The organism is Microbacterium sp. CCNWLW41, assembly GCF_037083505.1.
In genome coordinates this window covers 1141751-1163448 of sequence record NZ_JBAOJP010000001.1, presented here as the reverse complement: position 1 = coordinate 1163448, position 21698 = coordinate 1141751, and the positions used below count along the sequence as shown (strand labels likewise).

The following is a 21698-nucleotide window of genomic DNA, read 5'->3' as shown; positions in this document are numbered from 1 at the left end:
CGATCATCGTCGATAGCAGGAGTCACTGTGGACCAGAACCAGACCACCACCGGCGCGCCACCGGTGGCGCGGTCAGCCATCCGCAAGGTGTCGATGCGCCTCGTGCCGTTCGTGGCGCTGATGTTCTTCATCAACTACCTCGACCGCACCGCCATCGGCTTCGCCGCCCCCAACGGCATGAACGAGGACCTCGCGCTCAGCGCCGCGCAGTTCGGCTTCGCGTCGGGCGTCTTCTTCATCGGCTACATCCTGCTCGAGGTGCCCTCGAACCTGGCGCTGCACAGGTTCGGCGCCCGCCGCTGGCTCTCGCGCATCATGGTGAGCTGGGGCATCGTCGCGCTGCTGTTCACGTGGGTGCAGAACTTCGAGCAGCTCGTGGTGCTGCGGTTCCTGCTGGGTGTCGCCGAGGCGGGATTCTTCCCGGGCGCTATCCTCTTCCTCAGCCTGTGGGTGCCCGCGCAGTACCGCGGCCGCGTCCTCATGCTCTTCTACCTGGCCCAGCCGCTGACCACGGTGATCGGCGCCCCGCTCGCCGGCTGGCTCATCCAGCAGCACGAGGTCTTCTTCGGGCTCGAGGGCTGGCGCTTCATGTTCTTCGGCGTTGCGATCCCGGCGATCGTGGTCGGCGTCATCGCGTGGTTCTACCTCAAGGACAAGCCGGCCGACGCGAAGTGGCTGACCCGTGAGGAGCAGGTCTGGCTCACCGACGCACTCGACCGCGAGAAGGCCGCGACCCAGAAGAAGGAGCACGGCCACGTGTCGGCGCGCTTCGCCTTCAAGAGCGGTCGCGTGTGGGTGCTGTCGTTCATCTACTTCGGGTTCATCTACGGCCTGTACGCGCTGGCCTTCTTCCTGCCCACGATCATCGAGGGCTTCCAGGCGCAGACCGGCCAGACCTTCGACACGCTCCAGAAGGGCCTCATCACCGCCATCCCGTACCTGCCGGCCGCGATCGTCATGTACTTCTGGTCGCGGGACGCCTCGCGGCGCGGCCTGAAGACCTGGCACATCGCCGGTCCCGCGATCGCCGGTGCGGTCAGCATCCCGCTCGCCCTGTTCGCCGGCTCGCCCGCTGCCACGATCGCGGTCATCACCGTCACCGCGTGCGCGATCTTCGCCGCCCTCCCCAACTTCTGGACCCTGCCGACGCGCTTCCTCACCGGCGCCGCGGCCGCTGCCGGCGTCGCCCTCATCAACACGATCGGCAACCTGGCCGGCTTCTCGGCGCCGTTCGTCACCGGTGCCGTGCGCGACTGGACCGGCGGCTACGAGGTCCCGATGTTCATCGTGGGCTTCGTCATGCTCGTGTCGGCCGTGCTCATGGTGCTGCTCTCCCGCAGCAACCGCATCACCCCGGCCACGGTGGACGACGAGGACGACACCGTCTCCGGCGCCGACACCGTCGGCGTCGCCGGGACCGCGAAGGGCGACGTGCGATGACGCGTCTGTGGAACGAGCCGGCGGACTTCGCCGACGAGATGATCGACGGCTTCGTCGCGGCCAACGGCCGCCACGTGCGCCGCGTGCCCGGCGGAGTGGTGCGCAGCACGACGTCGCCGGCCGGCCAGGTCGCGGTCGTCGTCGGCGGCGGCTCGGGCCACTACCCCGCGTTCGGGGGGCTCGTCGGTCCGGGGCTCGCGCATGGCGCGGCGATGGGCAACCTGTTCGCCTCGCCCTCGACGCAGCAGGTGTACGCGGTGGCCAAGGCCGCCGAGGCCGGCGGCGGCGTGCTCTTCAGCTACGGCAACTACGCCGGAGACGTGCTGAACTTCGACGCCGCCCAGGAGCGGCTGCGCTCGGAGGGCATCGCATGCGAGACGGTCACCGTCACCGACGACATCTTCAGCGCGACGCCCGACGAGAAGCACAAGAGGCGCGGCATCGCGGGCGACCTGACCGTGTTCCGCATCGCGGCGGCGGCGGCCGAGGCGGGCGCGGACCTCGCCGAGGTGACGCGGCTGGCCCGGCTGGCCAATGAGCGCACGCGCTCGTTCGGCGTCGCGTTCACCGGCTGCACGCTGCCCGGCGCCGAGCAGCCGCTGTTCACCGTCCCGGAGGGGCGGATGGCGGTCGGCCTGGGCATCCACGGCGAGCCGGGCATCGACGAGACCGACATCCCCACCGCCGACGGCCTGGCAGAGCTCCTGGTCGAGAAGCTGCTGGCCGAGGTGCCCGACGGCGTCGAGGTCGACGGCGCCCGCGTGGTGCCGATCCTCAACGGCCTGGGGTCGCTGAAGTACGAGGAGATGTTCGTCGTCTACCGGCGCGTCGCCCAGCTGCTCGAGGGTGCCGGCCTGGAGCTGGTCGACCCGCACGTCGGCGAGTACTGCACGAGCTTCGACATGGCGGGCACGTCGCTGACCCTGTTCTGGCTGGACGACGAGCTGGCGCAGCTGTGGGAGACCGCGGTGGACACGCCCGCGTACCGTCGCGGCTCCGTCGCCCCGCAGGAGCGGGCAGCGGTGACGGATGCCGCGGCCGACGCCGCCGAGATCCCCGACGCCGACGAGCCGTCGCGCGCCGTCGCCCGGACGGTGCTGGCCGCGGTGCGCACCATCGCCCAGACCGTCGACGCGCACGTCGACGAGCTCGGCCGCCTCGACGCGATCGCCGGCGACGGCGACCACGGCATCGGCATGCAGCGCGGCTCGCACGCCGCGCTTGCTGCAGCGACCGCCGCGGTCGAGGCCGGCGCCGGCGCGCAGACGACCCTCGCCCACGCCGCCGACGCATGGTCCGATCGGGCCGGAGGCACCTCCGGCGCGCTGTGGGGCCTCATCCTCAACGCGGTCGCCCGGGCGCTCGGCGACCAGGGCCGGCCTGACCCCGCCGCGATCGCCGCCGGTGTGGCCGCCGGCTCGCGCGGGGTCACCGACTACGGCAAGGCCGAGGTCGGCGACAAGACGCTCGTCGACGCGCTCGTGCCCTTCAGCTCGACGCTGAGCCAGGCCGTCGACGCCGGCGCCTCCCTGACCGACGCGTGGCGGACGGCAGCGGATGCCGCGACCCGCGCCGCGCAGGCGACGGCGGACCTCCTCCCCCGCATGGGCCGCGCTCGCACGCACGGCCAGAACAGCGTGGGAACCCCCGACCCGGGCGCGATCTCGCTCGCGCTCATCGTGACCGCCGTGGGCGAAATGCTCGCGGACCAGAACTCAGTGAAGGAGAACGCCAATGGCTGAGCCCCTGCGCATCGTGATCGGCTGCGACGACGCCGGTTACGACTACAAGGAGATCCTCAAGAAGGACCTCGAGGACAACCCCGGCGTCGCCCTGGTGACCGATGTGGGCGTGGACGCCGACGGGCACACGCCCTACCCGACGGTCGCCATCGAGGCCGCCCAGCAGGTCGCGAACGGCGACGCCGACCGCGCGCTGCTGATCTGCGGCACGGGCCTGGGCGTCGCGATCGCCGCGAACAAGGTGCCGGGCATCCGGGCCGTCACCGCCCACGACTCGTACTCGGTCGAGCGGGGCGTGCTGTCCAACAACGCGCAGGTGCTCACCATGGGCCAGCGGGTCGTCGGCATCGAGCTCGCCCGCCGCCTGGTGCGCGAATGGCTGACCTACCGCTTCGACACCACGTCGGCCTCGGCCGACAAGGTGGCCGTCATCGATCGGTTCGAGACCACGGGCTCCTGCTGATGCCGCAGGTCACGGTCGGGGTGAGCCTGAAGACGTACTTCGGGCACGAGCGGGCGCGCGCGTGGTTCGCCGACGTGGCGCAGCGCGCGGCCGCCCACCCCGCCGTGGCCGCGGGCGACGTGCGGTTCTTCGTCATCCCGACCTACGTGCAGATCCCCGCCGCCCTCGCCGCGTTCTCCGACACCCCGGTGCTGGTGGGCGCACAGGACGTCTCGGAGTTCCCGTCCGGCCCCTACACCGGCGAGGTGACCGCCGCCGAGCTCGCCGAGGTCGGCGTGGCCGTCGCCGAGATCGGTCACGCCGAACGGCGCCGGCTGTTCGACGAGACCGACACCGTCACGGCCGCCAAGGCCGCCGCCGCGCTCAGCCACGGCATCACCCCGGTGCTGTGCATCGGAGAGGCCGAGCGCCTGGGCAGCCCCGCCGCCGCGCTCGCGAACGTCGAACAGCTCGCCGCGAACCTCGAGGACGTGCCCGCCGGACCCGTCATCGTGGCCTACGAGCCGGTGTGGGCGATCGGGGCTGCGGAGCCAGCGCCCGACGAGCACATCGCCACCGTCACCCGCGCCCTCCGCGGCGCGCTCGACGCCGATCCCGCCCGGGCGGGCAGCGTCGTCATCTACGGCGGCTCCGCCGGTCCCGGCCTGCTCACCCGCCTCGCGGGCAGCGTCGACGGCCTGTTCCTCGGCCGCTTCGCGCATGACCCCGACGCGCTCGTCGCGGTGCTCGACGAGGCATCCGCCCTCGCCGCCTCGCGGTCGCGGTCGGAGGGCGACGCGTGATCGGGCTGGGCACGTACGCGTTCTTCTGGCAGCACTCCGACCGGGTGCCCCGCCCGCTGTCGCTCGTCGGCGCGTTCGAGGCGACCAGACAGCTCGGCGTCGGCCTGTTCCAGATCTGCGACTACGCGCCGCTGGAGCAGATGGACGACGCGGAGCTGACGGATGCCGCAGCCGCCGCCCGCGACCTCGGCATCGCGATCGAGCTCGGCACGAAGGGCATCGAGCCCGACCGGCTCGCCCGCTTCCTCGACCTCGCCGGCGTCTTCGACGCCCGCCTCGTACGCAGCATGCTCTACTCGCCCGACACCCGCCCGACCCTGCCCCAGGCCGAGGAGTGGCTGCGTGCGGCACTGCCGGCGTACGAGGCATCCGCCGTCGATCTCGCCCTCGAGACGTACGAGCAGGTCTCGACCGCCGACCTGGTGGGTCTCGTCGCCGGCATCGGCAGCGAACGGCTCGGGATCTGCCTCGACCCGGCCAACGTCGTCGCGCGCCTCGAGCTGCCGCGCGACTGCGTCGAGCGGACGGCGGCGCACGTCAAGAACGTGCACGTGAAGGACTTCGCGTTCGCCCGCCAGCCCGGCTGGGTCGGCTTCACCTACGGCGGCGCGCCCATGGGCGAGGGGCTGCACGACTACCCCCACCTGCTCGAGACCGTCCGCCCGCGAGAGCGCGGCGTCAACGAGATCGTCGAGCACTGGCTGTCCTGGCAGACGGACGCCGAGACCACCATCCGGATCGAGCGGGAATGGACCCGCCGAACCATCGAACACCTGAGGAGCACGTCATGAGCACGACCGCTGCGAACACCAGCACCGCCACCTACAAGATCGCCGTCGTCGGAGCCGGCGGGAAGATGGGCATGCGCGTGTCCAACAACCTCGTCAAGACCGACCACACCGTCTGGTACGTCGAGAACTCGCCCGCCGGTCGCCAGCGCACGCTGGACGCCGGACGGGAGTTGACGGATGCCGCCACCGCCGTCGCCGACGCCGACATCGTCGTGCTGGCCGTGCCGGACCTCGCCCTGGGCCCAGTCACCGCCGACCTCGTGCCGCAGCTGAAGTCCGGCGCGATCGTGCTGACGCTCGACCCCGCCGCCGCGTACGCGGGCCTTCTCACCACCCGCGACGACGTCGTCCAGGCCGTCGCGCACCCCTGCCACCCGTCGGTGTTCCTCGAGCGCACCACCAAGGAGGAATGGGCCGACACGTTCGGCGGCATCGCCGCCCCGCAGGATGCGATCGCCGCCGTCGAGAGCGACGACCCCGCGCACAAGGAGATCGTCGAGGCCACCGTGCGCGCGATCTACGCCCCCGTCATCGACGTCCACTTCGTCACCGTCAAGCAGCTCGCGCAGCTCGAGCCCACCCTCGTCGAGACCGTCGCCTGCATGATCGGCTCGCTCCTCAACGAGGCCCTCGACGAGGCGATCAACACCATGGGGGTTCCCGAGGCCGCCGCCCGCAGCATCCTGTACGGCCACACCCAGGTGGCCCTCGCCAACGGCCTGCGCGGCGACAACCCGTTCTCGGACGCCTGCCTCATCGCCATGGACTACGGCCGCGAGTCGATCATCAAGGAGGACTGGAAGAAGATCTTCCGCGACGACGAGCTCGACAAGAACCTCGCGCGCATGCTCCACCTCGACCACATCGAGCGCTGACGTGGGGCAGCTCGAAGGCAAGACCGCACTGATCACCGGCGCGGCGCTCGGCATCGGCCTCGCCGTCGCGACCCGGTTCGCCCGTGAGGGCGCGCGGGTCGTCCTCGCCGATCGCAACGGCGACGGGGCCGCGGCCGCGGCCGCCGAGATCGGCGAGCACGCCCGGGCGGTCACGATGGACATCTCGGACGAGGATGCCGTCGCCGCGGCGTTCGCCGAGGTCGAGGCGGCCGGCTGGGCGCCCGACGTCGTCGTGGCCAACGCCGGCGTGCAGCTGTTCGGGCAGGACGCGCAGGCGGCCGAGCTCGACCTGGACGTGTGGCGCCGCACGATCGACATCAACCTGACCGGGACGTTCCTGACGGTCAAGCACGCGGTGCGCTCGATGCTGCCGCGCGGCGGCGGGTCGATCATCCTGACCGGGAGCCCCACCGGCGTGAACGGCGAGGGCAAGGACTTCACCGCCTACAGCGCGTCGAAGGCGGGCATCCACGGTCTCGGCCGCACGGTCGCCGCCGCGTACGCCGACCGCGGCATCCGCGTGAACACGGTGCAGCCGGCGTACACCGAGACGCCGCTGGTCGCCGCCATCAGCGAGGACCCCGCGTCGCGGGCGGCGATCATCGGCCGCATCCCGCTCGGCCGGGCCGGCACGCCCGACGACGTCGCGGGCATCATGGTGTACCTCGCGAGCGACGACGGCGCGTTCGCCACGGGTGCGCTCTTCTCCGTCGACGGCGGGATGACCACGATCTGACCCGCGGAAGCGGGATCGCGACGAAGATGGGGCGCATGGCAGATGTGTGGAAGGGTGAGCCGGCACGGTCATGGCGGAGCGGCCGGTGGTCGCTGGAGCTGCGCGACGACGAGTTCGCCGACATCGCCTGCGACGGCGTCGTGGTGCTGCGGTCGGTGCGCGCGGTCGTCCGGGACCGCAACTGGGACACCGCGGGGCTCGTCGTCGACCGCGTCGACGAGTCCGGCATCGCCCTCACGCTGCACGTGCACTCGGAGGGGCTCGGGTCCGACCTGCGCGGCATCGTGCGGGCCGAGATCCGCGGACCGGGCAGGCTGCGGCTGCTGACGGACCTGGAGTCGGCTACCGCCTTCGCCACGAACCGCACCGGACTGGTGGTGCTGCACCCACCGGGGCTGGCCGGCGCCGCGCTCGAGGTGCGCCACTCCGGGGGGACGGTGGAGCACTCCCGCTACCCCGTCGCCATCAGCCCGCACCAGCCGGCGTTCGACATCGCGGGGCTGGCGTGGTCGCACGAGGGCCTCGACGTCGACCTGCGATTCACCGGCGACGTGTTCGAGATGGAGGATCAGCGCAACTGGACGGATGCCTCGTACAAGACGTACAGCCGTCCGCTCGCGCTCCCCTTCCCCTACGAACTGGCCGCCGGCGAGCGGATCGTCCAGACCGTCGACGTCTCGGTGTCGGGGACGCCCACCGCCGGAGCCGGTGACGAGGTCGCCCGCATCCGCCTGGAGGACGGCCCGGCGATGCCCGCCATCGCGGTGTCCGCCGCCACGGCGCCCGACCCGGCGCCGTCCGGGCTTGCGGTGTCGCCCGACGCCGCGCCGTCCGGGCCGGACGGCTCGCCGGGGGCCGGCGCGTGGCCCGCCGCGGTGCTGGTGGAGCTCGACCTCGCCACCCGAACCTGGCAGGCCGCGCTCGGCCGGGCCGCGGCATCCGCTCTCCCCCTCGATGTGCGGTTCGTGCTCGCCGAGGACGACCCGACCAGCATCGACGAGGCCGTCTTCGCGCTGCACGACCTGCCGGTGGCACGTGTCACCGCGTTCTGGCCCACCGGGCCCGCCCGGCACGTCTCGGACCTCGAGGCGATCGGGCTGCTGCGGCACGCCCTCACCGAGGCCGGCGTGGATGCGCCGATCGTCGGCGGCGTCCGCTCGCACTTCACCGAGCTCAATCGCGAGCACCACCGCCTGCCGAGGCGGCTGGACGGCGTCGTGTTCAGCAGCACCCCGCTCTTCCACAGCCTGAGCACGGCCCAGCTGGTGGAGTCCGTGCCGATGCAGCGGCTCGTGGCGACCCAGGCCGTCGAGCTGGCGGGCGGACCGCCGGTGCACATCGGGCCGATCTCGCTGCGCCCGCACTTCAACGACGTCGCCACGACGCCCCCGCCGACACCCGAGCACGACGACCTGCGCGACGGCTACGGCTCGGCGCTGATCGACGCGGCGGACCCGCGGCAGTCCGCCCCGGAGCTCGCCGCGTGGACGGTGGCCAGCGCCGCCGCCCTCGCCGTCCCTGGCGTGGCGACGCTCGCGTACTTCGAGGAGTGGGGGCCGCGCGGCGTCCGCACGGCCGACGGCACCGCGCTCCCCGCGTTCGCCGCGGTCTCGGCGCTCGCCGCACTGGCGGGGACGCCCGGGCTGCGCGGCGACTCCCCCGACGGCCTCGTCTGGGCCCTCGGCGCCCGCACCGGCGCCGACGGCGCGGAGGCGGGCGGCGCGGCGGGCCGCGACGGCGTCACCGTCCTCGTCGCCAACCTCGACGATCGTCCGCGACGGGTCGAGGTGACTCTCCCCGACGGCGCGACCCGCACCGCCGACGTCCCTCCCACGTCGTTCCTCACGCTCTGACCCCGCCGGCCCCACCGCCCGCCCCCGGCCCCCGTTCACTACTGTTCACGACGAGGGTCAGCGCCAGTCCACCTCGACGGCGCCGGCCTCGTACGTCGCGACGGGGTGCGCGAACGGCAGCGGTGAGAGCTGCTCGGCGTGCACCAGACGGATGCCGGGGGCCGCGGCGAGCAGCTGTCCGACGGCCTCGCGGATCTCGAGGCGCGCGAGCTGCTGGCCGACGCAGCCATGCGGTCCGTGACCGAAGCCGAGATGGCCGAAGGCGTCGCGGGTGACGTCGAACCTGTTGGGATCGTCGTACTGCCGCTCGTCGTGGTTCGCGGCCACGGGCGAGACGGACACGGTGGTGCCGGCGGGGATGACGACGCCGTGCAGCTCGACGTCCTCCCGCGCGGTGCGAGGGAACAGCGTGACGAACATCGCCCCGACCCGCATGAACTCCTCGATCGCGCCCGGCAGCGTCGAAGGATCGTCCCGCAGGACGGCGAGCTGGTCGGGGTGCGTGAGCAGCGCCACCATCGCCGTGGAGATGAGGTACGCCACCGAATCACGGCCGGAGGTCATCAGCACGAGCAGGATGCCCTCGACCTCGGCGCGCGTCCATTCGCCCTGCAGCAGGTGGGTGATGACGTCGTCGCCCGGCGCGCCCTCCCTCGCGGCGAGGACGTCGCGGATGTAGTCGAACTTCTCCTGCGTCGTCGACGTGCCGGTCACGAACAGCTCGCCGAACCGCGGCGTCAACGCGTCGGGCACGCCCAGCACCAGGCAGTGCGTGCGCATCGAGATCGGCGTCGCGTAGTCGGCGAAGAGGTCGGCGGGCTGCTCCCGGGCGAGGAAGTCGGCGAGCTGCGAGGCCACGATCCCGGCCACCGCCTCCTCGCGGGCCCGGACGGCGCGCATCGAGAACTGCGACAGGATCGCCCTCCGCATGCGGAGGTGCTGCTCGCCGTCGAGCGCGAGCAGGTTGGAGGCGGCGAGCGCGGCGCGCCCGGACTCGTCGAGGTCGTCGCGGTCCGTCCCCTCCTGGGGCCCAGGAAAGCGGTGGACCGCGACGGTGAACCGTGGGTCCGCCAGCACGTCGCGCGCGAGCGCATGCCGGGTCACGATGAGTCCGTCCGGCCCGTCGGGATAGCGCAGCGGCGTCGCGGGCGCTTCGCCGCGCCACATCGCCAGCGCCGGCGAGGGCTCGAGAGGCGTGCCGTCGGTGGGCAGGACACGCTCGGGGTAGGGGCATCCGGTCATACGAGACTCCCTTCGGCGCGGAGCAGGTCGGCGCGGGCGATCCGGAACTCGCGCGCCATGTTCCATCCGACGAGCGCCTCGATGCGCCCCTGACGCCGCGCGGCGACCACGAAGCGGTCGCCGTCGGCGTCGCCCGCGATCACGCGCAGCTCGGCGTCGGGCCGCACCCGGCCGTGGACGAGGATCCGCGTGCCGAACAGCGTCGTCCAGAAGAACGGCTCGATGGGCGGGGATGCCTCACCCGTCGCGATACGACGGGCCACCGCCTGCGCCTGCAGGATCGCCGTCTGCTGGTGCTCCGTGCGCCGGGGACGCCCGTCCGCCGGATCGGTCCAGGCCGCGACGTCCCCGACCGCGTGGATGCCGTCGGCCGCGCGGCCGTTCGCATCGCAGACCACCCCGTCGGCGACCTCGAGTCCGGAGCCGCGCAGCCATTCGACCGACGGCGCGCAGCCGACGGAGCTCACGACCGTCGACGCGCCGGCGATCGTGCCGTCGGCGAGGTGCACTCCGGCGCCATCCACGGCGACGACGTGCGCACGCGTGCGCAGCTCGACCCCGTTCTCGCACAGCAGACCGGCGATGCGCGCCGACAGGCGCGGGCCGAGGGCGCCCAGCGAGACCCCCTCGCCGCGGGCGATCAGGGTCACCGCACACCCCGCGGTGCGCGCCGCGGCGGCCAGCTCGCAGCCGAGCACGCCCGCCCCGACGATGGCGATCCGGTCGCCGCGCACGAGCCGCTCGCGCAGATGGTGCGCGTCCTCGATCGTCCGCAGCGTCTGCGACCCGGGAAACGGATGCCGCGCCGCCGCGCCGGTGGCGATCACCAGCTCGTCGTACCCGACCCGTTCGCGACCGACCGCGACCTCGCGTCGCCGCGGGTCCAGCCCCGTGGCGGCGCGGCCGAGGCTCAAGGTCGCGTCGAGCCCCGCCAGCTCGGCGCGGCCGCGAAGGGGTGAGGCATCCCACTCTCCGGAGAGGACCTGCTTCGACAGCGCCGGCCGGCCGTACGGCGCGTGGCGTTCGGCGCCGAGGAGCGTGATGCGCCCGTCGAACCCCTCGGCACGCAGGCTCTCGGCGGTCGTCAACCCCGCGAGCGAGGCGCCGACGATCAGCACATGCGTCATCGGTCCGTCACGCGGATCGCCCGCGCGGGGCAGAGGGACGCCGCGCGCAGCGCCGCGGCGACGTCGTCGTCCGCGGTCGGGTCGGGGTCGAGCACGACGACGATCCCGTCATCGTCCTGATCGAAGAGCGTGCCCGCCACGAGCGCGCACTGGCCTGCACCCACACAGGCGGTGGTGTCGGCGAAGATCGTCATAAGAGCAATATCCGCCGATTCTGCGTCGTATTCCACGTGTATGTTGACGACATGTCGGAGGATGTTGACGGTCATGCCTGACGCCCGCGTCCGCGGACGCCACGCGACGCTCGAACAGCACGGCGTCGCGGCCGAGAGGTTCACGGACTTCATCAGCCCCACGCTCGATCTGCACGGGGTGGACGTGGTCCTGCTCACCTTCGTGCTGCGCGGCACCGGTCGGCACGTCCTGGACGAGACCGAGTACGCCATCACGGGCCCGTCGTTCGCGGTCACGCGTACCGGCGAGCGTCACGGTCTCATCACCGACGGCGATGCGCTCGAGGTCGTGAACGTCTACCTCGACGTCGACGCGCATCCGGTCCAGCCGCTCGCGCCGCCGCTGGACCGCGCGCTGGCCGCCCTCCTGCCGCTCGGCGACGCGCCCCGGGTGCGGCTCCCCCAGGTCGCGATCGACGACGTCGCCCCGACGCGCGCACTGCTCGAGCTGCTGGAACGCGAGACCCTCCATCCGGGCCCGGGGACGGGCGACACCGTCGCCGCCCTGCGGCGGGCGCTGCTGGTCGAGTGCGCGCGGGCGATCACGGACCACGGCTTCCTCCCCGCCCGCAGCTCCCGCCGCCGCACGGACGTCGCCGTCGAGGAGGTGCGTGCGCACCTCGATCGCTCGTTCACCGAGAGCCAGAGCCTCGCCGACCTGGCGGCACGGGTCCACCTGGAGCGGACCTATCTCTCGCGCGCCTTCGCGGCGTCGACCGGGGAGACCATCTCCGAGTACGTCGCACGCCTGCGGATCGGCTACGCGGCCACCCTGCTGCGCACGACCGACCGCAGCATCGCCGACATCGGCGCCACCGCGGGCTTCCGCGACCTCTCCCACTTCGGCCGCACGTTCAAGCGCCTGCGCGGCGTCTCGCCCCGCGACTACCGGCGCACCCCCTGACCCCACGTCCCTGCGTTCAACCGATTCACGCGGCGGACGGGGACGGCGGGCTCGCCGCGACGGAGGGCGCCTCGCGCCAGACCCGCACGTCCCACGGCGCGAGGTCGACCTCGGTGCCCGCCGGGTGCAGGACGTCGTCGAGGACGGATGCCGCGTCCGCCGCGACCCGCACCGTGCGGGCGTGAGGCGACCAGTTGTGCACCACCCACACGCGACCCCGCGCACCCGTGAGCGAGTGCGCGGTGACCGACGCCGGCCGCGCGGCGAGGATCGCGGTGCCCGCATCGCCCGCGAGCTCCGGCCGACCGGGCGCCGCGTCGCCCGCGGAGCCGCGGGCGACGGCATCCGTCATCACGTCCGCCAGCGTCGCCCGGTCGAGCAGCGTGCCGACGACCGTGATCGCGCCCGCACCGACCTCGTGGCGCGTGACGGCGGCCCATCGGCCGAACAGCGGATGCCGGTACGCGAGGACGACGTCGGCGCCGTCGGGCTCGAGCCCGTCGACCCACCCGTGCGCGGTGCCGACCACCACGCCGTCGCGCTGCACCTCGATCGGCTCGGCGAGCGCCGCGAACTCCCGGTAGCCGACCCCGGCCGCCGGCCCGACGATCGCGGGCGCCCGCACGGGTCGCATGCGGCCTTCGTCGTCGCCGTACCCGGTGCGGGGGCCGATCACCAGCCGGCCGCCGAGGCGGGCGTACTCGACGAGCGTCTCGAGCGTCGGATCGGATGCCGCGACCAGGCCCGCGACGACGAGCACCGGGTACCGCCGCACGAGCTCCGCCGGGTCGGGCAGCTGCCGGTCGTTGACGAACCCCACCTGCAGCCCGGCATCGACCGCCGCGCGTCCGAACGCGCCCACGATGCGCGCGTACGATCCCCGGTCTGCATCGGCGCCGTGCGCGAGCGGCGGCTCGAACGTCATCATCCACTCGCTGTCGTGCGCGTACACCAGGCCGACGTCGGCGTCGGGTTCGGCATCCGCCAGCCAGGGCGCCGCCGCCCCGAACTGCCGGCCGATCGCGGCGATCTCGGCGTGGATCCGCCCTGGTTCGAGGTCGTGGCCGAGGATGCCGCCCCAGTGCACCTCGGCGCCGGAGTGCAGCGTGTGCCAGTGCCAGTACGACACGAGCCGTGCGCCGCGGGCGACGAGCAGCCACGCCGCCTGGGCGAGCTGCCCGTCGTACGGCGGACGGGTGAGCCACGCGGGGCCGATAGAGGCAGCGCCCGTCTCGGTGACGAGGAACGGACCCTGGCGGGACGCCCGCATGCGGTCGGCCATGAGCACGAGCTGCGGCACGTCGTCGGCGTACCACTGACCGCCCGCGCCGTCACGCTCCAGGTCCATCGCGTCCTGCGCGAGGTAGTACGCGTTGCCGCTGGCGATGTCCAGCCGCGCGCCGACGGCGACGTCGTCCATCGCCGGACGCTGGTAGGCGATGCAGGTGGTGAGGAACGTGTCGTCGCCTACGAGCGGGCGGACGAGGTCCGCCTGCCAGCCGATGAAGTCGGCGGTGAGCTCGGCCTGGAAGCGCCGCCAGGCGAGGTCGTAGGCGGGGGTGGTGTTGCCCGACGGAGCCCACAGCTCGTCCCACTCGGCGATGCGATGCGACCAGTACGTCAGCCCCCACGCGTGGTTGAGCGTCCCGACATCGCCGTAGCGCTCGGCGACCCAGTCGCGGAAGCGCCCGACGACCTGGTCGTTGTGGATCAGATGGAGGCCCGCCTCGTTGTCGAGCTGCACACCGATGACCGCCGGGTGCCGGCCGTGCCTGCCGATCACGGCGCGGATGACGCGCTCCGCGTAGCCGCGGAACAGCTCGGACGTGTAATCCACCTCCTGCCGGCCGCCCCACGGCACGGAGCCGCCGTCCTTGCGCACCACCGCGAGCTCGGGGTGTGCGCGCGCGAGCCACGGCGGCACGGCGTAGGTGGGGGTGCCGAGGATGACGTCGATCCCGTGCGCGTGCGCCGCGTCGAGCACGGGCGTCAGCCACTCGAGGTCGAACTCCCCGTCGCGCGGCTCCCACGTCGACCACACCGACTCTCCGACGCGGATGCAGGTGATCCCGGCATCCGTCATCAGCCGAAGGTCGGTCTCGAGCCGCGACGGGTCGGGCAGGTACTCGTTGTAGTACGCCGTCCCCAGGCGCGGGCCGCCGCGCCAGGCTTTCAGGCGATCGGATGCCGCGACCACGCGTCAGTCCGTCACGCGCGTGATGCGCAGGGCCAGCGCCTCGCCCTCGGGCAGCTCGACCGGTGCGGACGCCCGGGCGTAGGCGTCGTTGCGCTGCACGTCGTCGAGCGTGAACCGGCGGCCGACGGGGGTGATCGTCATGTTCCAGGTGTCGATCACGTCGACCTCGAACACGTCGCCCTCCTCCGGTCGCTCGCCCGGCACGCCGATGGGCAGCCGGAAGTCCCACGCCGCCGGCGCCGACGGGCCGAGGTACTGGACGTAGAGACGGCGCGGGATGCCGGCCACGTACGCAGGGTCGTCCCACTTGTCGATCGGGTCCAGGCCGGGGCCGTCGACCTCTTCGAGGATGCCGCGGAGGAAGGCCAGCCGCGGCGGCGAGTCGCCCTTGAGCGGGCCGCCCTCGACCATATGGAGGCTGCCGGACTCGGTGACGAAGCTCTCGCCGTGGGAGGCGTACGTTCCCGCGACGGTGGCGATCCAGAACTGGTGCACGAGCTGCTCGGCGTCGAGGTGACCCCAGCGGTCGGGGATGTCGCCCTCGTACTTGATCTCATCGAGCACGACGGGCTTGCCGTAGACGTCGCGGTAGAGGTTGGCGCGGCCGAAGTCGGTCGTGACCGACCCGTTCTGGATCGACGCGTGGGTGACCCAGGGCTGGTTGTTGTCGTACAGCTCGATCCAGTTGTGGATCGAGCGGAGGTGGTCGTAGGGGTCGATCTCGGCCAGCAGCGCGCCGGTGCGGTCCCAGCGGTCGGCGGGTCGCTCGAGCTGGTCGAACTCGTTGCACAGCGACCACCAGACGTGCGGGTGGGCGGCCAGTCGCGCGACGAGGTAGAGGAGGTAGACGGCATCCTCCTCCTCCGTCAGCTCGTTCAGCCCGAACTGGCCGCGGTCGTACGCGTTGTAGACGAGGACGTCGGCCTGGATGCCGCGCTCCCCCAGCACCTCGACGGCCCGGTCGAGTCGCTGGAAGAACTCGGGCACCGGGCGGGTGACGTCCCAGCGTCCGTCCGTCTTCTCGAACGGCATGAGGGCCGGGATGTGCTCGATGTAGCCGCCGCCCTGCGGGAAGACCATGAACCGGAACTTGTTGAACCCCGCCTCGGCGATCGCGTCGACGGTCGAGGAGAACAGCGGCTCGTCCTGGTGCAGCCAGTTGTACGCGGTCGCGCCGACCGGGCGGAACGGCGTGCCGTCGGCGTGCGCGAAGTGGAACCGGTGGGAGACGCGGACGGGCCCGTGATCACCGCCGGCGACGATGTCGAAGGCCCCCGAGCGCCCGGCCAATGCCGCATCGTCGGAATCGGTCGACCACGTCCACTCGCCGACGAGGTCGGGGGCGAACCGGGCGCGGTAGGTCGTGCCGCCGTCCCAGAACCCGGCAACGACGCGCTCCTGCCCGGTCGGCCCGTGCTGGGCGCGCAGCGTCAGCGGCGTGCGGTCGGCGGGGATGACGCCGGCGCCCTCGAACGTCAGCTCGATCGGTCGGTACAGCTCACTCGGCTGCGGGTGGGACACGGGGTTCTCCTTCGATGTCGTATCCGTGGGCGGTTCGGTTCAGGCCGGGACCCGGCGCGAGCTCTCGCGCACGATGAGCTCCGGCTCGTAGATGCGCTGGACGACCGTGCCGTGCTCGATCGCCTCGAAGAGCAGATCGACGGCGGTCGCGCCGAAGTCGGCGTGCTGGGCGCGGACGCTCGTGAGGGGGATGAGGGATGCCTCGGCGAACTCGTTGTCGTCGTACCCGACGACCGCGATGTCGCGGGGCACCGAGACGCCGCCGGCGATGAGCGCCTGCAGCACGCCGAGGGCGAGCAGGTCGTTGGCGGCGAACACGCCGTCGGGCCGGTCGGCCGCGGGGCGTGCCGCCAGCTCTGCGCCGACCGCGCGGCCAGCGGCGATCGATCGCTCCGCCACCTCTTCGACGTCGATGACGCCGGAGGTCCCCGCCACCGCCTGGCGCGCGCCGTCGAGCCGATCCGCGACCTGCTGGACCGGCAGCGGGCCGCCGACGAACGCGATGCGGCGGCATCCGCCGGCCAGCAGATGCGCGGCGGCCTGCCGGCCCCCGGAGACGTCGTCGATCGAGATCGAGGGCTGCCGCTCGTCGCGCGCGCGACGGCCGACGAGCACCGACGGGGTGCCGCGCTCGCGCATGGCGGCGAGCCGGTTCTCGATCGGCTCGAACGACGACACCAGCAGCCCCCGCACCTGCCGCTGCTCGAACGCCTCGAGGTACGCGTCCTCCCGCTCGCGGTCGCCGTGGGAGTGCGCGAAGAAGACGGTGAGGCCGAGCCGCTCGGCGCGGTACTCCACCTCCTGCGCGATCTCGCTGAAGCGGGGGTTGCTGACGTCGGGCGAGAGGTAGCCGATGAGGGTGCTGACGCCGAGCCGCAGCTGCCGTCCTGCGCTGGACGGGACGAAGCCGAGCTCGTCGATCGCCTCGGCGATGCGCCGCGCCCGTTCCGCCGACACGCGGTCGGGGTGGTTGAGGTACGCCGAGACCGTGCCGACCGCGACGGCGGCGCGGGCGGCCACCTGGCGGATGCCGGGCCGATGCCCGGGCCGGTCCTCCGTCGCCGACATGTCAGCGCCAGTCGTGCTCGGCGGCGAATCCGAGGCGCTCGCGGATCTTGCGCGTCGACATGAGCGACTCGAACTCGCCGAGGTCGTCGGCCACCGGCGTGCCGGGGAACCAGCGCGCGGCGACCTCGCGCGACGGCGCCGCGTTGCCTGATTCCGGGGCGGCCACGTTGTACACCTCGAAGCCCGGCTGCGCCGCGGCCAGGGCGAGCGAGACGGCCAGCGCGCCGTCGCGCGCGTCCACCCACGACCCGACGAGGTCGCGGCGGTAGTGCGGCTCCGCGGCGCGCTGGAAGGTGGCGTACTCGTCCGGGGCGACGACATTGGTGAAGCGCAGCGCGGTGACCGACGACCCGGGTGCCCAGCGCACCAGCTGCGCGGCGATCGCCTCCTCGGCCACCTTGCCGAGTCCGTACGTGTTGTTCGCGCTGGTGTACGTCTCGTCGACCGGGAGCGACGGCGGGGCCTCGTCGAACGGGAAGCCCATCGCCGTGATGCTCGAGGCCAGCACGATCGTGCGGATCCCCGCGCGATGCGCGGCGAACAGCGCGTTGAACGACACCGTGACGTTGTTGTGGAAGGTCGCGGCATCCGGAACCAGGCCGTTCACCGGGATCGCCGCGAGATGCACGAGGGCGTCCAGTCCGTCGTGGCGCGCGGTCACCGAGAGGAACGCGTCGAGCGTCTGCCCGAAGTCGGTGAGGTCGACCCGCGTGAAGCCCGGCCCGGGCGTTCCGGCGAGGTCGAATCCCATGACGTCATGGCCGTCGGCACGCAGTCGCTCGACCGTGGCGCGCCCGAGCTTGCCGCCGCTGCCGGTCACACCGATGCGCATGCCGTACCTCCTCGTCCGGGCACCGGGAACGCAGCTTGAAACGTTTCGAAATCGGTGCGACACTCACTGTACACGTTTGGAATGAAACGTTTCGAACATTCCCCAGAGAGGACACCGATGTCCGTCACCGTCGACGCCCCCCGCATCGAACACCACCGCGAGCCGCTCGGCATCGGAGAGCGGATGCCGCGCCTGTCGTGGCGCATCGCCGGCGCGCCGTCGGGCTGGCGGCAGACCGCCTACCGCGTGGAGCTCGAACAGCACGGCGCGACCACCTCGCACGATGTCGAGAGCCCCGACCAGGTGCTGGTCGCCTGGCCGGGCGAGCCGCTGCGCTCGCGCGAGCGCGTCACGGTGCGCATCGCGGTGCGCGGAACGGACGACGCGTGGTCGGAGGCATCCGCGCCCACCGTGCTGGAGGCGGGGCTCCTCGAGCCGTCCGACTGGGTCGCCCGGCCGGTCGGCGCGACCCGCAACGAGAACCCGAACAGCGACGACCGGCGACCCTCGCTCGTCCGCCGCGGCTTCGAGGCGCGCGAGGGGCTGGTGCGGGCGCGGCTGTACGCGACGGCGCACGGCCTCTACGAAGCGGAGCTCAACGGCGAGCGCGTCGGCGACGACGCCCTCTCGCCCGGCTGGACCGTGTACGGCCGGCGCCTGCGGTACTACACCTACGACGTGACCGCGCTGGTGCGCCCCGGCGAGAACGCGATCGGTGCGTGGCTCGGCGACGGCTGGTACCGCGGGCGGCTCGGCTGGCGCGGGGGCTTCCGCAACGTCTACGGATACGACCAGTCCTTCCTGGGCCAGCTCGAGCTCACGTACGGCGACGGCACCCGTGAGGTGATCGCCACCGACGTGTCGTGGCGGTCGGCGCCCAGCCCGATCCTGCAGAGCGGCATCTACGACGGCGAGGACTACGACGCCCGCCAGGAGCTGCCCGGGTGGTCCGCGCCGGGATTCGACGACTCGGAGTGGGAGGGCGTGCAGGAGCGGCACCGCGACCCCGCGACGCTCGTCGCGCCCACCGCTCCCCCGGTGCGCGCGACCCAGGAGCTCCGCCCCGTCGAGGTGCTGACCGGGCCGAGCGGCTCGCGCATCCTCGACTTCGGGCAGAACCTCGTCGGGCGGGTGCGCATCCGGGTGTCAGGGCCGGCGGGCACCGCCGTGACGCTGCGCACCGCCGAGGTCATGCAGGACGGCGAGATCTACACCCGGCCGCTGCGCGCCGCGCGCTCGGCCGACAGCTACACCCTCGCCGGGCACGAGGTCGAGGAGTGGGAGCCCCGGTTCACCTTCCACGGCTTCCGCTACGTCGAGGTCACGGGATGGCCGGGCGACCTCGACGCGGATGCGGCGGCCGGCGCCCTCGTCGCCCGCGTGTACCACACCGACCTCGAGCGCACCGGCTGGTTCGAGTCCTCGGATGCGGCGCTCAACCGCCTGCACGAGAACGTCGTGTGGGGTATGCGGGGCAACTTCGTCGACATCCCGACGGACTGCCCGCAGCGCGACGAGCGCATCGGCTGGACGGGCGACATCCAGGTGTTCGGCCCGACCGCGTCGACGCTCTTCGACGTCTCGGGCATGCTGTCGGGCTGGCTCCGCGACGTCGCGATCGAGCAGCTCCCCGACGGCACGGTGCCCTGGTACGTGCCGGTGATCCCCGCCGTCGACAAGTGGACCCCGATGCGACCGGGCGCCGCCTGGGGCGATGTGGCGACGCTGCTGCCGTGGACCCTCTACGAGCGCTTCGGCGACGTCGGCGTGCTCGAGGCGCAGTTCGACAGCGCGCGCCGCTGGGTGGACCTGCTCGAGCGGCTCGCCGGCCCCTCCCGACTGTGGGACACGGGCTTCCAGCTGGGCGACTGGCTCGACCCGGCCGCGCCGCCGAACGACCCTGCCGACGCCCGCACCGACCGATACCTCGTCGCGACCGCGTACTTCGCCAAGTCCGCCCGCACCGTCGCCCGCATGGCCGAGGTGCTGGGGCGCGCGGACGAGCGGGGGCACTACGACGCCCTCGCCGACGAGGTGGTCGCCGCCTTCGGCGGGGCGTACGTCCACGACGACGGCACGATGACCAGCGACGCGCAGACGGCCTACGCGCTCGGGCTGCGGTTCGACCTCATCACCGATCCGCAGCGGAGGGATGCCGCGGCCGCACGGCTCGCACAGCTCGTGCACGACGCGGGGAACCGCATCGCCACCGGGTTCGTCGGCACCCCGCTGGTGTCGGACGCCCTCAGCTCGGGCGGCCAGGTCGCCACCGCGTACGACCTGATCCTCGAGCGCCGATGCCCCTCGTGGCTGTACCAGGTGGAGCAGGGTGCAACCACGGTCTGGGAGCGGTGGGACTCGCTGCTGCCGGACGGCACGGTCAACCCGGGCCAGATGACGTCGTTCAACCACTACGCGCTGGGCGCAGTCGCCGACTGGATGCACCGCGTCATCGCCGGCCTCGCACCGGAGGCCCCGGGCTACCGGCGCATCCGCTTCGCGCCTCGCCCCGGCGGCGGACTCACTTCGGCCTCGGCGCGCCAGCTCACCGCGTACGGCGAGGTGGCGATCTCGTGGCGCATCGCGGACGGGCAGCTGCACGTCGAGGTCACGGTGCCGGTGGGTGCCGAGGCGGTGCTCGACCTGGACGGCGTCGCGGAGGAGACCCTCCGCGCCGGCATCCACTCGCGCGCGGTGCCCGTGGTCGCCTGACGAGAGGGCCTGACGAGAGGGGCGCCGCCGTAGGTCTCCCGTGGCACTGGCGCGGACGGCGGAGAGTGAATATCCTTTCGTTAGCGAATCCTCAGTCGGTTCGCCACGATCGGAGTCACTGTGCCCGTCACGCCGTACACCCGCCAGCCGGACGGGCAGGTGCGCCTGCTCACCAAGGTGGCCCGCATGTACCACGAGCGCGGCGTGCGTCAGGCCGACATCGCGACCGCGCTCAATATCTCACAGGCGAAGGTGTCGCGTCTGCTCAAGCGTGCGGAGTCCGTCGGGATCGTGCGCACCATCGTGACGGTGGCGCCGGGCGTGCACGCCGAGCTCGAAGAGCAGCTCGAGGAGAAGTACGGCCTCGCCGAGGCCGTCGTGGTCGACGTCGACCCCGATGCCGACGAGAAGGAGCTGCTGGCCTCGCTCGGGGCGGGGGCGGCCGGCTATCTCGAGGCGACCCTCTCGGGCGCCGACCGGATCGGCGTCTCGTCGTGGAGCCAGACGATCCTGGCGATGGTCGACCGCATGCGCCCGTTCACGGTGCGCGGCGCGACGGAGGTCGTGCAGCTGCTCGGCGGGGTCGGCGCGCCCGAGGCCCAGAGCCACTCCAACCGCATCCTCGGCGAGCTCGCCCGCACGCTGGGCGCGGAGCCCGTCTACGTGCAGGCCCCCGGCGTGGTGGGCGATCCGGCGATCCGCGACAGCCTGCTGCAGGACCCGTCGATGCAGGAGGTCGCGCGGCACTGGAACGACCTGACGATGGCCATCATGGGCATCGGCAGCATCGAGCCGTCCGACGTGCTCGCCACCAGCGGCAACGCGTTCCCGCCCGAGGAGCGACAGGGGCTGCTCGACGAGGGCGCAGTCGGTGACATCTGCCACCGCATCTTCCGCGCGGACGGCTCGCTCGTGCGCGGCGCGATCGACGACCGCATCATCGCCATCACCGTCGAGAACCTCATGCGCATCCCCCGCCGCGTCGGCATCGCCGGCGGCGAGCGCAAGCTGGAGGCGATCCACGGCGCCCTCGCCGGCAGCTGGGTCACGACGCTCGTCACCGACCTCCGCTCGGCCGAGGCCCTCGCCGACCGCTCCTGACCCCCGGCGCTCCGCGGGCGCGCGGGCTGCGGCATCCGCGATCCTCCGCGCCTCGCCA

At 72.8% G+C, this 21698-nt stretch carries 18 protein-coding genes; 11 read left to right on the top strand and 7 right to left on the bottom strand.

Annotated elements, in window-relative coordinates; translation table 11 throughout:
- Nucleotides 1–27 precede the first annotated feature (27 nt).
- Genes V6R91_RS05120 through V6R91_RS05085 form a run of 8 tightly spaced genes read left to right on the top strand, consistent with a single transcriptional unit; the run spans nucleotide 28 to nucleotide 8703 of the window.
- The gene (locus tag V6R91_RS05120; RefSeq protein WP_336394503.1) at nucleotides 28–1440 is read left to right on the top strand and encodes an MFS transporter; all 1413 of its coding nucleotides are present in this window, start codon (nucleotides 28–30) and stop codon (nucleotides 1438–1440) included.
- Nucleotides 1437–3182 (top strand): dihydroxyacetone kinase family protein, encoded by a 1746-nt coding sequence (locus tag V6R91_RS05115; protein ID WP_336394502.1) that lies wholly within the window; start codon nucleotides 1437–1439, stop codon nucleotides 3180–3182. Before V6R91_RS05120 ends, V6R91_RS05115 begins: the two co-directional genes overlap by 4 nt.
- On the top strand, nucleotides 3175–3645 hold the full coding sequence (locus tag V6R91_RS05110; protein WP_336394501.1) for a ribose-5-phosphate isomerase: 471 nt from the start codon (nucleotides 3175–3177) through the stop codon (nucleotides 3643–3645). Before V6R91_RS05115 ends, V6R91_RS05110 begins: the two co-directional genes overlap by 8 nt.
- Nucleotides 3645–4427: a triose-phosphate isomerase family protein gene (locus V6R91_RS05105; protein WP_336394500.1), complete on the top strand. Its 783-nt coding sequence runs from the start codon at nucleotides 3645–3647 to the stop codon at nucleotides 4425–4427. Before V6R91_RS05110 ends, V6R91_RS05105 begins: the two co-directional genes overlap by 1 nt.
- Nucleotides 4424–5218 (top strand): sugar phosphate isomerase/epimerase family protein, encoded by a 795-nt coding sequence (locus tag V6R91_RS05100; protein ID WP_336394499.1) that lies wholly within the window; start codon nucleotides 4424–4426, stop codon nucleotides 5216–5218. Before V6R91_RS05105 ends, V6R91_RS05100 begins: the two co-directional genes overlap by 4 nt.
- A complete protein-coding gene (locus V6R91_RS05095) occupies nucleotides 5215–6093 on the top strand; it encodes a phosphogluconate dehydrogenase C-terminal domain-containing protein (RefSeq protein ID WP_336394498.1) in 879 nt (292 codons plus the stop codon). The genes V6R91_RS05100 and V6R91_RS05095 overlap by 4 nt, the downstream gene beginning before the upstream one ends.
- Before the next feature lies 1 nt (nucleotide 6094).
- On the top strand, nucleotides 6095–6850 hold the full coding sequence (locus V6R91_RS05090) for an SDR family NAD(P)-dependent oxidoreductase (protein ID WP_336394497.1): 756 nt from the start codon (nucleotides 6095–6097) through the stop codon (nucleotides 6848–6850).
- Between the two features lie 35 nt (nucleotides 6851–6885).
- Complete coding sequence (locus tag V6R91_RS05085; RefSeq protein WP_336394496.1) at nucleotides 6886–8703, top strand: hypothetical protein; 1818 nt, start codon at nucleotides 6886–6888, stop codon at nucleotides 8701–8703.
- Between the two features lie 57 nt (nucleotides 8704–8760).
- Here V6R91_RS05085 and V6R91_RS05080 read toward each other — a convergent pair whose 3' ends face one another.
- Genes V6R91_RS05080 through V6R91_RS05070 form a run of 3 tightly spaced genes read right to left on the bottom strand, consistent with a single transcriptional unit; the run spans nucleotide 8761 to nucleotide 11341 of the window.
- Nucleotides 8761–9945 (bottom strand): cytochrome P450, encoded by a 1185-nt coding sequence (locus V6R91_RS05080; protein ID WP_336394495.1) that lies wholly within the window; start codon nucleotides 9943–9945, stop codon nucleotides 8761–8763.
- Nucleotides 9942–11072: an NAD(P)/FAD-dependent oxidoreductase gene (locus V6R91_RS05075; protein WP_336394494.1), complete on the bottom strand. Its 1131-nt coding sequence runs from the start codon at nucleotides 11070–11072 to the stop codon at nucleotides 9942–9944. The genes V6R91_RS05080 and V6R91_RS05075 overlap by 4 nt, the downstream gene beginning before the upstream one ends.
- Entirely contained in the window at nucleotides 11069–11341 is a 273-nt protein-coding gene (locus V6R91_RS05070) for a ferredoxin (RefSeq protein WP_336394493.1), read from the bottom strand. The genes V6R91_RS05075 and V6R91_RS05070 overlap by 4 nt, the downstream gene beginning before the upstream one ends.
- Between V6R91_RS05070 and V6R91_RS05065 the strand changes: the two genes are divergently transcribed.
- Nucleotides 11340–12209: a helix-turn-helix transcriptional regulator gene (locus tag V6R91_RS05065; protein WP_336394492.1), complete on the top strand. Its 870-nt coding sequence runs from the start codon at nucleotides 11340–11342 to the stop codon at nucleotides 12207–12209. The two genes, V6R91_RS05070 and V6R91_RS05065, sit on opposite strands and share 2 nt — an antisense overlap.
- 25 nt (nucleotides 12210–12234) lie before the next feature.
- Here V6R91_RS05065 and V6R91_RS05060 read toward each other — a convergent pair whose 3' ends face one another.
- From V6R91_RS05060 to V6R91_RS05045, 4 genes are read right to left on the bottom strand one after another with little or no spacing between them, the layout of a single operon-like run.
- The gene (locus tag V6R91_RS05060) at nucleotides 12235–14406 is read right to left on the bottom strand and encodes a beta-galactosidase (protein ID WP_336394491.1); all 2172 of its coding nucleotides are present in this window, start codon (nucleotides 14404–14406) and stop codon (nucleotides 12235–12237) included.
- Between the two features lie 3 nt (nucleotides 14407–14409).
- A complete protein-coding gene (locus tag V6R91_RS05055) occupies nucleotides 14410–15927 on the bottom strand; it encodes an apiosidase-like domain-containing protein (RefSeq protein WP_336394490.1) in 1518 nt (505 codons plus the stop codon).
- 39 nt (nucleotides 15928–15966) lie between these two features.
- Complete coding sequence (locus V6R91_RS05050) at nucleotides 15967–16995, bottom strand: LacI family DNA-binding transcriptional regulator (RefSeq protein ID WP_336394489.1); 1029 nt, start codon at nucleotides 16993–16995, stop codon at nucleotides 15967–15969.
- 1 nt (nucleotide 16996) lies between these two features.
- On the bottom strand, nucleotides 16997–17827 hold the full coding sequence (locus V6R91_RS05045; RefSeq protein WP_336394488.1) for an NAD-dependent epimerase/dehydratase family protein: 831 nt from the start codon (nucleotides 17825–17827) through the stop codon (nucleotides 16997–16999).
- Nucleotides 17828–17944: 117 nt separating this feature from the next.
- Here V6R91_RS05045 and V6R91_RS05040 point away from each other — a divergent pair, with 117 nt between their 5' ends.
- Both V6R91_RS05040 and V6R91_RS05035 read left to right on the top strand, forming a co-directional pair.
- Nucleotides 17945–20539 (top strand): family 78 glycoside hydrolase catalytic domain, encoded by a 2595-nt coding sequence (locus tag V6R91_RS05040; protein WP_336394487.1) that lies wholly within the window; start codon nucleotides 17945–17947, stop codon nucleotides 20537–20539.
- 120 nt (nucleotides 20540–20659) lie between these two features.
- Nucleotides 20660–21640, top strand: a complete 981-nt coding sequence (locus tag V6R91_RS05035; RefSeq protein ID WP_336394486.1) for a sugar-binding transcriptional regulator — start codon at nucleotides 20660–20662, stop codon at nucleotides 21638–21640.
- Nucleotides 21641–21698 lie beyond the last annotated feature (58 nt).

What these genes read in the sequence shown, in the direction of transcription:
- V6R91_RS05050 (WP_336394489.1), bottom strand. Translation starts at nt 16,995, where the DNA reads ATGTCGGCGACGGAGGACCGGCCCGGGCATCGGCCCGGCATCCGCCAG.
- V6R91_RS05040 (WP_336394487.1), top strand. Translation starts at nt 17,945, where the DNA reads ATGTCCGTCACCGTCGACGCCCCCCGCATCGAACACCACCGCGAGCCG.
- V6R91_RS05070 (WP_336394493.1), bottom strand. Translation starts at nt 11,341, where the DNA reads ATGACCGTCAACATCCTCCGACATGTCGTCAACATACACGTGGAATAC.
- V6R91_RS05065 (WP_336394492.1), top strand. Translation starts at nt 11,340, where the DNA reads ATGCCTGACGCCCGCGTCCGCGGACGCCACGCGACGCTCGAACAGCAC.
- V6R91_RS05115 (WP_336394502.1), top strand. Translation starts at nt 1,437, where the DNA reads ATGACGCGTCTGTGGAACGAGCCGGCGGACTTCGCCGACGAGATGATC.
- V6R91_RS05045 (WP_336394488.1), bottom strand. Translation starts at nt 17,827, where the DNA reads ATGCGCATCGGTGTGACCGGCAGCGGCGGCAAGCTCGGGCGCGCCACG.
- V6R91_RS05105 (WP_336394500.1), top strand. Translation starts at nt 3,645, where the DNA reads ATGCCGCAGGTCACGGTCGGGGTGAGCCTGAAGACGTACTTCGGGCAC.
- V6R91_RS05080 (WP_336394495.1), bottom strand. Translation starts at nt 9,945, where the DNA reads ATGACCGGATGCCCCTACCCCGAGCGTGTCCTGCCCACCGACGGCACG.
- V6R91_RS05110 (WP_336394501.1), top strand. Translation starts at nt 3,175, where the DNA reads ATGGCTGAGCCCCTGCGCATCGTGATCGGCTGCGACGACGCCGGTTAC.
- V6R91_RS05085 (WP_336394496.1), top strand. Translation starts at nt 6,886, where the DNA reads ATGGCAGATGTGTGGAAGGGTGAGCCGGCACGGTCATGGCGGAGCGGC.
- V6R91_RS05075 (WP_336394494.1), bottom strand. Translation starts at nt 11,072, where the DNA reads ATGACGCATGTGCTGATCGTCGGCGCCTCGCTCGCGGGGTTGACGACC.
- V6R91_RS05095 (WP_336394498.1), top strand. Translation starts at nt 5,215, where the DNA reads ATGAGCACGACCGCTGCGAACACCAGCACCGCCACCTACAAGATCGCC.